The sequence below is a fragment of the Candidatus Neptunochlamydia sp. REUL1 genome, from assembly GCF_963457595.1.
Taxonomy (GTDB): domain Bacteria; phylum Chlamydiota; class Chlamydiia; order Chlamydiales; family Simkaniaceae; genus Neptunichlamydia.
This window is the reverse complement of the sequence record NZ_OY735137.1, coordinates 1,428,179-1,441,291: the sequence shown is the minus strand read 5'-3', so window position 1 is coordinate 1,441,291 and position 13,113 is coordinate 1,428,179. Positions and strand designations below refer to the sequence as shown.

Below are 13,113 nucleotides of genomic sequence, written 5' to 3'. Positions count from 1 at the left end.
CATGCTACTAGTTTGATCAAGATGCCATAAGAGCTTAATCGATAGCGGTTATCTAGTCAAAGATTTACAACCACATATCAAAGAATTCCCGTATTCTATCCAATGTAAATTTTAAATATTTTTTGATGGGGTCAAAGATGATGTGTCCGAAGTGCATAAAGAATATCACAATCGTAAGCATTACAAAAATTCGCAGATTGGGACTATCAAATATAATCTCAAGAGTTTTCTTGATTTGCTCTAGATAGTGTCGTCAAGAAATTTTGAATTTGATATACTTTGCTGTCTTATACCAATGCAACAAAGGAATTTTCTATGGGAAAAGCATCGCATCGTCGCCACGATATTTCAGATAAAGTCTGGGAATTGTTAGCTCCTCACCTGCCAGGTCGAAAAGGGGGTTGGGGCGCCGTAGCAAAAGATAACCGTCTGTTCATTAACGCTGTTTTCTGGATTCTTCGAACAGGCTCTCCTTGGAGAGACTTACCACCTGATTATGGAGATTGGAAAAACACTCACCGTCGCTTTTGTCGTTGGCGGGATGCTAGAATTTGGGAAGCGTTGCTTGAATGTTTAGTGGAAGATCCTGACTATGAATGGCTCATGATAGATGCGAGCCATATTAAAGTGCACCCTCATGCATCGGGAGCTAAAGGCGGTAATCAAGACATGAGTCGGACAAAAGGGGGCTTAACACAAAAATACACTTGGCCGTGGATGCGCATGGTATGCCAGTCCGAATTGTTGTTACGCAAGGTACCACTCATGACAGCACTCAAGCAAGTTTCTTGATCCAAGGTATTTCAGCAGAGCATTTGCTCGCCGATAAAGCTTATGATAGTGACGCAATTATATTGCAAGCCGAGAGTCAGGGGATAAATCCAGTCATTCCTCTGAGGTCAAATCGCAAAAAATGGAGAGAATTTGATAAAGAACTATATAAGCTTCGACACCTTGTAGAAAATGCTTTTCTCCACCTAAAACGATGGCGTGGAATAGCCACTCGATATGCCAAAAACACAGCTTCATTCATAGCTGCAGTGCAAATTCGTTGTATCGCTCTTTGGGCTTCTATCTCATGACGACACTATCTAGAATTGCCCTGTGTTGCATTATTAGAGCATGGGGGTTGTGATGGGATTAATAGAGTGCAAAACGGATTAAAACGTGATTAAAAACATATTTGATTTACGTTAGTTAGAATTTGTCGTGATTTAATATGTTTTTAATTCAAATCAGTATTGGATATTAAGACTTCCCATTAAATCTCCCAAAGTCTGAGACATTTTATCAACGGTCATACTAGGATAGTGCTGGCTCGGTATCGATTGAAATCTTGTCATGGGATCTATAAAAGGGGTGCTTGCTGGTATATCACTAATAGCTTGGAGATCATCTGCAATCTGGCTTAGCATTTGAGTATGAGCTTGTTCTCCTTGATCATAGGCCGATTGCATATTATTAATCGTAGGCCCAAACCTTGGGTTTATTGTTGGTCCTGATGAATAAATGGGAGTATTACGATCTTGTTCCGGGCTATTATTTAAAAAATGATTAGCAATTCCTATAAGATGTTGATCGGTTCTATCAGGCATAGTTTCATCATTGCCCCATTCAGCTACTCGTCTTAAATTGTTTGGCGTAAATCCTCCATATAGCTGCTCATCTGCGAGTTTTTGCCTTCGCACGCCTTCTATCGTGCTAGGATTATAGGTTCTCCCTTCTGGAATATTCAAGCTATCTGAAGCTATTACAGGCTCTTGACTGAGTTCTTCTTTAAGGGTGGTGTTTTGTCTTTCGATAGTCTCTATTAGCAGAGTACTTCTATCCAGTGTTGGCTCTAGCTGTGGAGTTGTTCCTGGTATTAGAGCTTCTATTTCTTTTGGCCGATCAAAGTCAGAATGGCTTGGATAATGCGTGCTACTAGTCTGATTCTCATGATTATTACCGTCATATGGTTCGTAAATCTCCCCGGGCTTATTTACGGGTGTCCTAGGCTTGGATGTTCCTTTTGGCTTTAAATCTCCATTTTCCTCAGAATCCGCAGACGCAGCAACGGCTCCTCCAACGACAGCAGGCGTAGCAGCACCACTCGTAGCGACAATTACCACAGTAGCAGCAACTACAACAACTGCTGCGATGATGACTTCTTTTTTATGTTTTTTAACGAACTTTTTTGTGGCTTTCCAGCTTTCAGAGATCCATCCGCAGTTGAGGATTCTTGGAGATTGATTTCTGTAAAGCACAGCTGGAGTAACCTTAGCTCCGTAGTTTTCATATCCCTTTAAGGAGGTATTCCACCACCAATTTCCAGCTTCACTGCGTTCGTCATCATCAAGAGCAAGCGTTGAATTATTGGGTTCGCCTCTTAACCACTTGATGTCCTCTTCGAGTGCAGATTTACCTTCTATGTCTTCGTCTTGCAGACCATTTCTAGCTAAGAAAATCACGAAGTTCATGACTTGATTGGTTTGCGATTCATTGAGCTTATTCTCAAGGCTATTACCATAAGCCACTTCCCAGAGAAAGTCTGTGATTCTTTGATAGGACAACGTATCGTAGTTGAGCAAATCCCAAGGCGAGAAATTTGTGTAATCTGCGGCCTGTGGTTGCGTTTGTTGAGCGGGGAGAGTAGCTTCTGCATTCAAGGGCACATGCCAAATGATTGCTGGAAGACAGAGTACCATGAGCACGGATTTGAAGACTGCGAAGAATTGGAAGAATCGAAGGCGCATTGCGTTATCCTTTAACTGTTAATCCTCTTCATGGCCTTAAGGTATCTGCTAAAATGAGATTTCTGAAGATAATTCAAAAGCTTTCTTCTTTCAAAAACATATTTCACCAGCTGTTTTCTCATGCCTACAAATTCGGAAGACTCCCGTGGAGTAGCTCTCATATCCATTTCTAACCTTTGAATTCTTCGTCAAATTTCTTCATTCTTTTAAACTCCTCATTTTCTTGAAAAGTCTATATCATATCCGTCCACTTTTTCGGGGTATAATGCTCCCCAAAATTTAGACAGGTGTGTTTAGGAGAATAAGCTGTCTCGGATAGACTAAAAGGAGATAGTTTATGAAACGGAGAAAAATGAGCAGTAAATATTCACCCGCCCTTAAGTTTAGAGTCGCTTTGGCTGCTTTAAAGGGAAACAAGACGATAGCAGAGCTATGCCAAGAATTTGGTGTGGCTTCCAGTCAGATTTATGCCTGGAAAAAGGACCTTGAAGAAAGAGGGCCTGAAATTTTTGAAACGAAGAGCCCAGAGCACTCTCATCGGGTAGAAGTTGATAAACTTCATGGAGTCATAGGGAAGCTGAAGGTTAAAAACGATTTTTTAGAGAGAGCGCTTGGAAGCTCCCACTAAAGGAGCGACAGGCGCTTGTAAAATTGAAAGGCAATTTAAGCCTAGCAAAAAAGGCTAAGCTACTAAAGATCAATAGATCTACGATTTACTATCAGTCTTGTAAAAAAGAGGATGTAGATCTGATGAATGAAATCCGCGATCTGTATGAAAAGCATTGCTTTTTGGGGTATCGACGGATCACTGAAATTTTAAACAGGAGAATGGAGACAAAGGTCAACAGAAAGAAAGTCTTGAGGCTCATGAGAAAGATGGGGCTTATGGCTGTTTACCCCAAGAGAAAGCTGTCAAATAGAAATGATGATGATCCAGTTTATCCTTATCTCTTAAAGGAAAAGCCACCCCTCAAACCAAATGATTGTTGGGCGGTTGATATCACATACATAAGAATATGTGGAGGATATGCTTACTTAACAGCGCTTATTGACTGGGTAAGCCGGCAGATTATGGGTTGGAGCTTGAGTCCTTTTTTGGACGCTAGCTCATGTTTAGAAGCATTGAATCAGGGGTTAAAAAAAGAGTTTCCAAAGATGGTTAACTCTGATCAAGGAAGTCAGTTTACAAGCAAGAGTTGGATAGAACTGCTCAAGAAACACAGTATTGAGATCAGCATGGATGGAAAAGGGAGATGCATAGACAATATTTATATAGAGCGTTTTTGGCGTTCTCTGAAATATGAAGAGGTTTACTTGAGGTCATATAGGAGCATGAAAGAAGCTAAAAAGAGCCTCGGTTGTTATATCCAATTTTACAATGAGGAGAGACCTCATCAGAGTTTAGGCTACAAAACACCTAATGAAATGCACGGGGCTGAGAGCTCAGGGAAAATAAAATATATGGAGGCATTAGCCTAATAAATGAAGAAACATTCGAGACGAAAAATCTCCTAGAAAATCACAAAAAACTGTCTTGACAATGGGGTGCACCTTAATCTTCTGTTAAATCTTATTCGATGTCAAAACTTTTTTATGAAAAGTCCCTGAAGAAAAACCTTTAATCCTCGAGCCGACACCCGAGGATTTTTTTGTTCTAGATAGTGTCGTCATGAGATAGAAGCCCAAAGAGCGATACAACAAATTTGCACTGCAGCTATGAATGAAGCTGTGTTTTTGGCATATCGAGTGGCTATTCCACGCCATCGTTTTAGGTGGAGAAAAGCATTTTCTACAAGGTGTCGAAGCTTATATAGTTCTTTATCAAATTCTATCCATTTTTTGCGATTTGACCTCAGAGGGTGGTAAGTCTCTCCAAGGAGAGCCTGTTCGAAGAATCCAGAAAACAGCGTTAACGAACAGACGGTTATCTTTTGCTACGGCGCCCCAACCTCCTTTTCGACCTGGCAGGTGAGGAGCTAACAATTCCCAGACTTTATCTGAAATATCGTGGCGACGATGCGATGCTTTTCCCATAGAAAATTCCTTTGTTGCATTGGTATAAGACAGCAAAGTATATCAAATTCAAAATTTCTTGACGACACTGTCTAACCCTTCTGAAAGAATCCCTTCTTTTTCTTATTCTCTTTTTCGATCTTACCAAGGACAGCGCCGCCAATTCCAAGAACTAATGCTGCTGAGGTAATGACGACACCTAGATAAGGAATCATTGAGAGAATGAAGTAGACAATCAAGGCAAAGGCAAAGTAGAGCTTTTTATGCCTTTTGAATTCAAAACGCCAAAAGAGGTGGGTTGAAAGCCACAAGATAGAGAGGATCTTCGCTATGTAAAAACCTACAATAGTTAGAGAGAGTAGTGTCAAAGCAAAGGGAACGCCAAGTATGGTGATGATCATGGCAAGCATGATAATAGGAAGGAGAAAAATCAACACAATCCCCGCAACAGCCGACTGCGCTGGTTTAGTATTGAGCATCACAGTGGTCCACTCAATCCTTTGAGGGAAGTAGCGAAGCATGATGAGACCGATAATAAAGCTATAGAAGAAGTTCATGACAAGACCAGCAAACTTCGATCCAATCTTTAACCAATTAAACACTTTGTTATGTATGAGGTCATAGAAGAATGAAGGATGATGGGTCACTCCTCCTTTGATTGCAGCATTGGGATCGATAAGTGCATTTTTATTGCTCCAGTACTCAAGAGACCCATCGATTACAACTTTGGAAGTTAAGCGGAGTTGCCCCACATTTGCTAGAACTTTTCCCCCAATATGATCGGAGATACGGACACTAGAAGAATACAGGCGGAGGTTTCTGGCAACATGAGACTCCACATCTGCGTTTCCTGAAACAAGAACAGCGTTCCTTCCAATTGTTGCCAAGGGGCCTAGTTCAATGGTTGCAGCCACTCCTGTAAGGCTTCTTCCAATATGACCAGTGATGAGCGCTTGCCCTGCAAGCACCCGAACATTATTCGCAACGTTTCCGGAAACTTCAACGCTACCTGCTAGGGCTAAAACATCCCCATTGACAGTCCCATCAATAAAAACTTGCCCGCCTAAAACATAAAGATCGCCATTGATTGTGCCAGAAATTTCTACTGTTCTCCCATTTGCAAAGTAATCATTATTGACGACAGCAGTACTGGGAAGGACAACGATATCAATCTCATTATCCTCTTTCTCAGCAGCAAATAGAACACTAAAAAGTAAGAAAAAAATTAGAGTGCAGCGGCGTATTGCCATTTTGCTTGCCTTCGCTCTTTAAAGAGTTTCATTTGCCGTTCAACAGCTTTTTCAATCACATTCTCACACAGAAGAATTTCTTTTTCATCTTTCTTTTTGCGAGCAATCTCACCAATTTGGTCGATATTATAAAGCGTTAACTTAGGGTGCTTAGCAAGACTTGGATTGATATTTCTAGGAACACTTAAATCAAAAAGGAGCGTATCCTCAACCTGTTTTTCCGGTCTGTCGATGACAAAACTGTCGTGATTGGTCCCACAAATAACAACATCATAACAATCCCACTCTGAAAGTTTGTCCCAGTGAGTGACCTTCAGATTGGAAAACTCCCCTTGTTTCATTCTTGTACACAGGGTCAGTTGATGACATCCTTTCTGCTTAAAGAAAACCATAAGCTGCCGGTTGATGGAGGAATTGCCAACGAATAGAACGCGGCAATTTTTAATGACTTTCTGATTCCCTTCTATAATCGATTGAATCGCAAGCGGGAGAGGGACTCCTTTTTTGGAGAGGAGAAATGAGGTTCTTATCTCCTTTCCAATCTTAAGTCCTTTTTGAAACAGATAATGGAGCTCATGAGAAAGATGTCCTCTTTTCCTTGCAGCTTCATAGGCTAGTTTTGCCTGCCTTTGAATATCACTTTCCCCAAGGATCGCACTATCAATTCCTGAAATAACTTTTCCTAAATGATGAAAACAATCCTGACCAAAATAGGAGTAAAGAGCATGTTCAAAACTTCCTGAAATCTGGCTTCGTAGTTTTGCAAGTATCTCAATCTGCTTCCCCGCTAAACTCGGAGCACAGAAAAAGAGCTCCGTTCTGTTACACGTGGAAAGAAGTATCCAGTTCGAAGCACTTTGAAATTCTTTTTGAAATGCCCTTGCAAGCCTTTCACGAAGCGCTAACGAAGACGATTTATGATTGATTCCAACAACACCAACTTGCATATACTTTGCGACCTAATCAAAAAAACCGTATATAGCTTATCTGATGCTTACTCGTCTACAAGCAATTGTTCCCGAACTAGAGAATTATCAAACCCCTTGCCGATCAAAAACCGGTAAAGGCGTTGTTTTACTTTGAGTTCTGAAAGATCTGCAGAGCGCGTCTTCTTCTTAATCCACTGCGTAATTTGATCCCGTTGCTCATCATCGGTAAAGGAATCGCACGCCATCTCTTTTAGCTCTGGGGCCTTCTGCCAGAGCTTCATTGCAATGAGCTGAGGCCCCAGCCCTCTTCTCTTCCCCCGCTCAATAAAGAGATTTCCCTCCCTCATATCGTCTAAATAGCCCAATTTTTCGCACTCTGAGAGGACCTCAGCTGTAGCCCGGGAGTCGATTTTATAAGAGATGAGCTTCTTTGTGAGTTCTGTTTTCATAAACCCTCTAAGTGCAAGCCACTTATACACGAGCATTCGAGCAAGTTTTATATCAATTCTTAAGCATAAGTCACTTAGATCTTTTTTTGTAGAGACGCGAAGAATTTCTCTTAAGTGATTCTTATAGAGACGCCTATAAACTTCTTTCCACTTTTCTCCGTCAACTAAAATATCCGCAAAGCGCTTATTGTCAATAATTTCTATCTTCATGAATTCTTTACAAAATTTGTAGAATTAAATCGCATAGTTTATAATAGGCCTAAGGATAAATAGAAAACAACGTGGGAGAAGGCAAAATTATGTCAGACGCAATTGAAGCCGTTAGTGGAGTCTCAGAGACTCAAAGCTCAGCTCAAGCAGACCTCATGCAACAGCTTGAGATGCAGGACGTTCAGAACACTAACCTGACTAGTGAAGTTAATCAGACCTACGAAAGTAGTCTACAGTCTTTAGCTCAATCAACAGGTGATCCAGCTATTGCCGGCCAAGATGGTGGCTAAATCAAGATTTCAAAAGATCAGCCCTCACAATGTGAGGGCTTTTTTTGCCCTAAAATTATTCACCCGCTTAAAGCTGCAATACTATAAGCCTTTCCAAGATAGTTTATTGAATAGATTGGAAAACAAATTATGCGGATTTTTCTGGATTTCATGAAATATCCAAGCTACAGTTTAGATTAGGCAAGGAGAAGGAAAATGAGTGGCGTTTCAGGTGTCGGCTCTTCAGGGAGTATTCCCCCACAAGAACCAGTGCAACAAGTGACCGATCCTAACGAGGATACGGCGATTAACTTTTTTCATAATCAGTATGCAAATCAAGTTGCAGCAATTGGAAAAGAAGAAAATCTTTAAGGGAGAAAAGCGTGGTGAGTGGCGTTCAAGGACCTAATGATGGAAGCGATCCTACCCAATCAGGTAGTACTCCAGAGCAATTTCAAACAGGAATGAGCAAGATGTATACAGGGTCAAAAGCTCCAGGATTCCAAAAATGGATGACCCAGTGGTTTGGAGCCGATGTTACTCCAGAAGAGGTCTCAGCATTCGAACAAAATATGATGCAAATGATCCAAACCAGTATGAAACAATCACAAGCTCAACACAAAAAGGTGCAACAAAAAATCAAAGAACGAATCGATGAAGATGGTTAAGAGCTCCCTCCTATAAATTACCTCCTGTGTTATAATTTTCCCCATGATCAAAAGTTTTATTATAGATGAGCCTATAAGGATCGATAAGCTTTTAGCTAAGCGATTTACAGATTATTCTCGTAGCTATTTTCAATATTTAATTGAAATCGGCTCAATTACCCGGAATGGGAAAGGGATGAAAAAGCGAGAGATCCCAGCTATAGGGGATGAGATTCAAATCTTTTTTAGCGTCTCTCCAGAGCTGGAGCTCATCCCACAGGATATTCCATTGGAAATCCTATATGAAGATGAAGATGTTATCTGTATCAATAAACCAGTCGGAATGGTTGTCCATCCCGCTCCCGGTCATCCTAAGGGAACCTTTGTCAATGCCCTCCTTTATCATTGCAAATCACTCCCTCCCCAAGACCTCCGCCCAGGTATTGTCCATCGCCTTGATAAAGACACCTCTGGAGTCCTTCTTGCTGCAAAAACTTCGGAAGCTCACCGGAAGCTCATCGAAGCTTTTTCAAATAGAAAAATCGATAAGGAATATCTCACGATTACGGTCGGAAAGCCCTCAAAAGAGTCGATTGATGCGCCTATTGGACGCCACCGCGTAAAGCGCAAGGAAATGACTACTGTTGAAACGGGACGTCATGCCTTGACTCATTTTGAAGTGATTGATAGCCGCGAGGGCTTTTCTTTTGTTCGTGCAAAACCAATTACTGGCCGTACCCACCAAATTCGAGTCCATCTTAAAGCTCAAAATACCCCCGTTCTGGGAGACCCTATTTACGGACCTGAAAAGCTTAGCCGAAAGTTGGGTGCGCTTCGTACTCTTCTTCATGCTCACCACCTTTCTTTTCCCCATCCCTCGACAGGAGAAAGGGTTGAAATCACAGCTCCTCCCCCTGAGGATTTCCAGAAGTGGTCAGATTACATTCAAAAATTCTAGATTAATATCATCAATTTTTACTATCATGGGGTATGCCCTTGATTGCGGTCAGGGGTAGGAGCTATTTATTACCGGCACGCAACCAAGGACCGAACCATGAAAGAATTTGTAGAGTACATCGTAAAAAATCTCGTAGACAATCCTGACAAAGTAAAGATTAATGAAATTGGCGGAACACACACCCTCATCATTGAACTCAGCGTTGAAAAGGCTGATATTGGAAAAATTATTGGGAAAAAAGGAAAAACCATCAACGCAATCCGCACCCTCCTGATGTCTGTTGCAAGCCGCAATGGAATCCGCGTCAACCTTGAAGTCCTTGAAGAAGACGGCTCCAAAGTCGAAGACTAAACACACATCTTCTGACTATAAGCGTTAGGCTACCCACATGTGGTAGCCTTTTTTTATAGGAGGGAATCTTGCTCGAAAAAAAATTACTGATATAGTGGAACTTTTCCAACAGGCCCATAAATGCAAAGCTTTTAAGACAAAGTGCAAAATCATCAAGATATCAAGAGTCAGTTTTTGCAAGATGCAATATATAGCTAAAGTGACTTAAATTAGTTATAGGCAGTACTCCTTGAAAAGTTCGTCTATTCCACATTGATATTTTCTTCGCTTAGACTTTGCCTGTGCCCACTTGTGTTCAATAGGGTTTAGATCAGGGGAATAGGGAGGTCGATTTTTTGTCATTAGACATAGAGGGCTGAGAATTAGACGTTCTTAAAGCCATCGATTTTGACCGGTTCTTCATTGATGTGATCCCGATAGAGAACAATTGGGAAGATCTATGGTTTCAAGAGGCAAAAAACAGTACAATCCGAAAATACATGGAATCTACAGCTTATGAATACATCACAAGACTCGGAGTCGATGAGGTGTATAAGAAGAAACCCTATTGCTCGAGTCTAGGAAGATATGGGGCAATCATTGCTTTGCGCGAATTGAGACCACCCGCACTATACCGAAGGATGGCAATCGGAAGATCGCTTGGAGTTTGAGGAAGGTGATGCTTGATCGGCAGAAAACTCTCCTTAAAGATCTGAGAAAGTTCCCGTGCGTTATTCCCTAAGAGCTCAAGCTCAAATTCAAGCCGTTGAGCGGTAGGCGACCCTTTAAATCCACTCAGAAAAAGTTTCAATTTCTCAACAGCAAGTTCTGTATGAGGAATCCAAAACCACATTTCATCATTATGATTGTATGAGATCTTCCCTCCCTTAAAGAGCTCTTGAGCACTTGCAACAGTCGAGGTTGCATGAAGGTGAAGCATGATCTCTCTATTGTTTGCATAAATATTGAGGGCTTTTTCATACCATAGTTTGCGAAGCTCTGGTGCAGATTTTTCAAAGTTAGAATAGTTGCATGCAAAAATCTTTGTTTGTCCAACACGGTTGCAATAGTTGAGAATTTTTGTGTCGATAAAGACGTTTGAAGACTCTCCTCTAAGCGCTCTTTTAAGATTTTCATCAACCCCTTGCTCTTTGTGTTCATAGACTTTGCTATAAAGAGAATAAAAGTCTTCATTTTGAAGGAGTCGCTCAGCTGCTTTACTGGTGTAATCCTCATCCTCTCGGATGTCATCAAAATCCACAATCTCCATCTCTTTCTTGGCAATAAGAGACTTCATCCGGTTAAGAAGCGAGGCCATACAATTCACATCAACCCGCGAGACTTTGGTCAATAGATCAGTATCGTCAAGAATCGCATAAATAAAATGAAGGTACTCAACAAGTTCCCGCTTCGGATCGACATAATGTTCACAATCAGTATGCAAAACTTTTTTCTTCTGGAGGAGGCGTTGGTATATTCGAATGTCTCGAACACAACTAAGCTTCTTCTCAACTTCTTGCAGTTGCGCATCAACATCCTTTTCCGACAATCCGCCAAGGCCGTATTGGTCGTTAATCGCAAATGCCAGCTCTGCAACAATTGAATTCGAAGATTGTACATCACTAATCATCGCTTTTGGGGGCGTATCAGTGACAAGCGAGCTTTTATGATGGTCAATGACGCTGATGACCTGGAGGTAAGAAGGGATTTTCATCTCTTCTCGATTACAAAAATCTCGAAGAGTTACCGTCCCCAGCGCTTCATCTTGGAGTTCATGGCTATGGATCACCCCAATAGGAATGGGGCGCCCCTCTAAATCGGTTTGATTAACGGTAAGGTACGAATAATTCCCCATTTTAGAGCGGATCTCTTCAATATCGGTTCGGTGAGATAAATACTGAGGCTTAAATCCAAAGACATCTGTCTTAATTTGGAATGCTATGGCTAAACTGTCAACATGTTTCCGAATGCTTGAAAATGCATTGGAGAGAAGTTTCACTAAAATTTCAAGCTGATTAAAAATCAGAGGGCGATTCTCAGTTAAAACTCCCGAAGCATCAAATAGCTCTGATTTGAGAAGAGAACGAAGCCACGAAATAATCTGAGTAAAATTGACAATACCAATCTTTTCCATCGACAAAGAAAATTCTTCAAATGATGCTTCATTCCCTTTAGCAATTCCGAGTACCTTGACAAGGTAGTCATTCACAAATTGAAGGAGGTTTAGAGGAAGCTCTTTTGCAGGAGCACATTCACTAATTTTCATCTCCAAAAGCCCACGAATTTCTTTTGAAATGTGATCAATCGTCAGTTTTTTCTGGGCAAAGCAGGAAATCAGCTGGATGTGAAGGTTTGATTCAAACCACATGAGGCAATTGTTAAAAGCCATTACAACTTGCCAAATTCCTTCCAAATCAATCGTTCGCCAATCACCAAGATAATATCCATGTTCATCGATCAGAACAACAGCACTTTGTTGCCTTTCATGGTCAAAACTTAAGGCTCGATCACTGGTATGCTTTCGAATCATCCCCTTTTGCGAAAGAAGATCCAAACTGGTCAATGTGAGAGAAAGACGCGTTTTTGCTAAACAATTAAAGACCTGGGGACCAAAAAGCTCCTCAAAAAGGAACCCGATTTCAACTTGTGCGGAAGGCGGACCACCTGGGACATTCCAAATGTGAAGCCCATTGCTGACACGCGCTGCAAATGCATCGACCCAGCCCCAAAAAGAAGCTACAGTCGTATCTAGATCTGGAGAGTTGTGGGCTGTGACAAAATGCGTTCCTGGATAAGACTTGCCCATTCCAATAGGAAAATAGATTTGGTAAGCATCTCGTGGAATCCACTTTCCAACAATCTTACCTCGAATTTTGTAATTTTCTTCCTTGCTAAGCCCCGAAAAATGGTTGAGCCAAAGCTCAAAAAAAGAAAACGAGTGCTGCTCAAGAACTTTTTCCTGGTCGACACGTCCGATATATTCAACCACTCCTTCCAATAAAAAAGAGGGCTCGGGAGCCTTTAAAATTAAGTCGACGAGGGCTCGATTCACAAAATCGGACTTATCATGCTCATTTTTTTCTTGAAACTCTTTCGTTTGAAAGGTCTTAAAAATCTCGTCGAGTCCTTTGAACGTCTTCGATTCAAAAGGATACTCCCCAAGAAGTGGAGGATGATCACGCTTTTTTCCCATGGACACTTACATTTAAATAAACGGACTGAGCAGGACTCGAACCTGCGACCGTCCGCTTAGAAGGCGGATGCTCTATCCAGCTGAGCTATCAGTCCTCAAATTTCATCTGTGGTTTTTTCCGAGAAATATT

General features: G+C 41.3%; 13 protein-coding genes, 1 tRNA gene and 2 pseudogenes. 8 read left to right on the top strand and 8 right to left on the bottom strand.

All coding sequences use genetic code 11. The features are described from left to right. Positions 1–315: 315 nt before the first annotated feature. Positions 316–1,082 (top strand): IS5 family transposase gene (locus R2I63_RS07795; RefSeq protein WP_316359794.1). Its coding sequence is split into 2 segments (ribosomal slippage): positions 316–691 and positions 691–1,082, totalling 768 coding nucleotides; the frame shifts between segments, so codons are not numbered across the junction. 153 nt (positions 1,083–1,235) lie between these two features. Here the strand turns inward: R2I63_RS07795 and R2I63_RS07790 are convergent. After that, on the bottom strand, positions 1,236–2,735 hold the full coding sequence (locus R2I63_RS07790; RefSeq protein ID WP_316356461.1) for a hypothetical protein: 1,500 nt from the start codon (positions 2,733–2,735) through the stop codon (positions 1,236–1,238). A 337-nt stretch (positions 2,736–3,072) separates the two neighbouring features. Here R2I63_RS07790 and R2I63_RS07785 point away from each other — a divergent pair, with 337 nt between their 5' ends. Next, on the top strand, positions 3,073–3,363 hold the full coding sequence (locus tag R2I63_RS07785; RefSeq protein WP_316356459.1) for a transposase: 291 nt from the start codon (positions 3,073–3,075) through the stop codon (positions 3,361–3,363). A gap of 17 nt (positions 3,364–3,380) precedes the next feature. Continuing rightward, positions 3,381–4,214 (top strand): annotated as a pseudogene (locus R2I63_RS07780) (IS3 family transposase); the annotation flags it as partial. Between the two features lie 188 nt (positions 4,215–4,402). On the opposite strand, the pseudogene R2I63_RS07775 reads toward R2I63_RS07780, so the two are convergent. From R2I63_RS07775 to R2I63_RS07760, 4 genes and pseudogenes are all read right to left on the bottom strand, one after another. Continuing rightward, positions 4,403–4,769, bottom strand: a pseudogene (locus R2I63_RS07775) (transposase). Positions 4,770–4,840: 71 nt separating this feature from the next. Beyond that, positions 4,841–5,998, bottom strand: a complete 1,158-nt coding sequence (locus R2I63_RS07770; protein WP_316356458.1) for a polymer-forming cytoskeletal protein — start codon at positions 5,996–5,998, stop codon at positions 4,841–4,843. Continuing rightward, the gene (locus R2I63_RS07765) at positions 5,974–6,945 is read right to left on the bottom strand and encodes a hypothetical protein (RefSeq protein WP_316356455.1); all 972 of its coding nucleotides are present in this window, start codon (positions 6,943–6,945) and stop codon (positions 5,974–5,976) included. The genes R2I63_RS07770 and R2I63_RS07765 overlap by 25 nt, the downstream gene beginning before the upstream one ends. 47 nt (positions 6,946–6,992) lie before the next feature. Continuing rightward, positions 6,993–7,586, bottom strand: a complete 594-nt coding sequence (locus tag R2I63_RS07760; RefSeq protein ID WP_316356454.1) for a regulatory protein RecX — start codon at positions 7,584–7,586, stop codon at positions 6,993–6,995. An 89-nt stretch (positions 7,587–7,675) separates the two neighbouring features. Between R2I63_RS07760 and R2I63_RS07755 the strand changes: the two genes are divergently transcribed. The 5 genes from R2I63_RS07755 (at position 7,676) to R2I63_RS07735 (ending at position 9,811) form a co-directional block, all read left to right on the top strand. Beyond that, entirely contained in the window at positions 7,676–7,876 is a 201-nt protein-coding gene (locus R2I63_RS07755; protein WP_316356453.1) for a hypothetical protein, read from the top strand. A gap of 195 nt (positions 7,877–8,071) precedes the next feature. Then, a complete protein-coding gene (locus R2I63_RS07750) occupies positions 8,072–8,227 on the top strand; it encodes a hypothetical protein (protein WP_316356451.1) in 156 nt (51 codons plus the stop codon). 14 nt (positions 8,228–8,241) lie between these two features. Further along, positions 8,242–8,523, top strand: coding sequence for a hypothetical protein (locus R2I63_RS07745; RefSeq protein WP_316356449.1), 282 nt, complete (start codon positions 8,242–8,244; stop codon positions 8,521–8,523). 43 nt (positions 8,524–8,566) lie between these two features. Further along, on the top strand, positions 8,567–9,460 hold the full coding sequence (locus tag R2I63_RS07740) for an RluA family pseudouridine synthase (RefSeq protein ID WP_316356446.1): 894 nt from the start codon (positions 8,567–8,569) through the stop codon (positions 9,458–9,460). 96 nt (positions 9,461–9,556) lie between these two features. Then, a complete protein-coding gene (locus R2I63_RS07735) occupies positions 9,557–9,811 on the top strand; it encodes a KH domain-containing protein (RefSeq protein WP_316356443.1) in 255 nt (84 codons plus the stop codon). A gap of 213 nt (positions 9,812–10,024) precedes the next feature. Here the strand turns inward: R2I63_RS07735 and R2I63_RS07730 are convergent, their stop codons facing one another. The 3 genes from R2I63_RS07730 to R2I63_RS07720 form a co-directional block, all read right to left on the bottom strand. Next, the gene (locus tag R2I63_RS07730; RefSeq protein ID WP_316356440.1) at positions 10,025–10,153 is read right to left on the bottom strand and encodes a hypothetical protein; all 129 of its coding nucleotides are present in this window, start codon (positions 10,151–10,153) and stop codon (positions 10,025–10,027) included. A 202-nt stretch (positions 10,154–10,355) separates the two neighbouring features. Next, positions 10,356–12,983 (bottom strand): hypothetical protein, encoded by a 2,628-nt coding sequence (locus R2I63_RS07725; RefSeq protein WP_316356438.1) that lies wholly within the window; start codon positions 12,981–12,983, stop codon positions 10,356–10,358. A 21-nt stretch (positions 12,984–13,004) separates the two neighbouring features. Next, positions 13,005–13,078 (bottom strand) — tRNA-Arg (locus R2I63_RS07720). Positions 13,079–13,113: the final 35 nt, after the last annotated feature.

Excerpts from the sequence above, each read along its gene's own strand:
- R2I63_RS07765 (WP_316356455.1), bottom strand. The coding sequence starts at position 6,945 with ATGCAAGTTGGTGTTGTTGGAATCAATCATAAATCGTCTTCGTTAGCG.
- R2I63_RS07770 (WP_316356458.1), bottom strand. The coding sequence starts at position 5,998 with ATGGCAATACGCCGCTGCACTCTAATTTTTTTCTTACTTTTTAGTGTT.
- R2I63_RS07740 (WP_316356446.1), top strand. The coding sequence starts at position 8,567 with ATGATCAAAAGTTTTATTATAGATGAGCCTATAAGGATCGATAAGCTT.
- R2I63_RS07790 (WP_316356461.1), bottom strand. The coding sequence starts at position 2,735 with ATGCGCCTTCGATTCTTCCAATTCTTCGCAGTCTTCAAATCCGTGCTC.
- R2I63_RS07760 (WP_316356454.1), bottom strand. The coding sequence starts at position 7,586 with ATGAAGATAGAAATTATTGACAATAAGCGCTTTGCGGATATTTTAGTT.
- R2I63_RS07735 (WP_316356443.1), top strand. The coding sequence starts at position 9,557 with ATGAAAGAATTTGTAGAGTACATCGTAAAAAATCTCGTAGACAATCCT.
- R2I63_RS07755 (WP_316356453.1), top strand. The coding sequence starts at position 7,676 with ATGTCAGACGCAATTGAAGCCGTTAGTGGAGTCTCAGAGACTCAAAGC.
- R2I63_RS07725 (WP_316356438.1), bottom strand. The coding sequence starts at position 12,983 with ATGGGAAAAAAGCGTGATCATCCTCCACTTCTTGGGGAGTATCCTTTT.
- R2I63_RS07730 (WP_316356440.1), bottom strand. The coding sequence starts at position 10,153 with ATGACAAAAAATCGACCTCCCTATTCCCCTGATCTAAACCCTATTGAA.
- R2I63_RS07785 (WP_316356459.1), top strand. The coding sequence starts at position 3,073 with ATGAAACGGAGAAAAATGAGCAGTAAATATTCACCCGCCCTTAAGTTT.
- R2I63_RS07750 (WP_316356451.1), top strand. The coding sequence starts at position 8,072 with ATGAGTGGCGTTTCAGGTGTCGGCTCTTCAGGGAGTATTCCCCCACAA.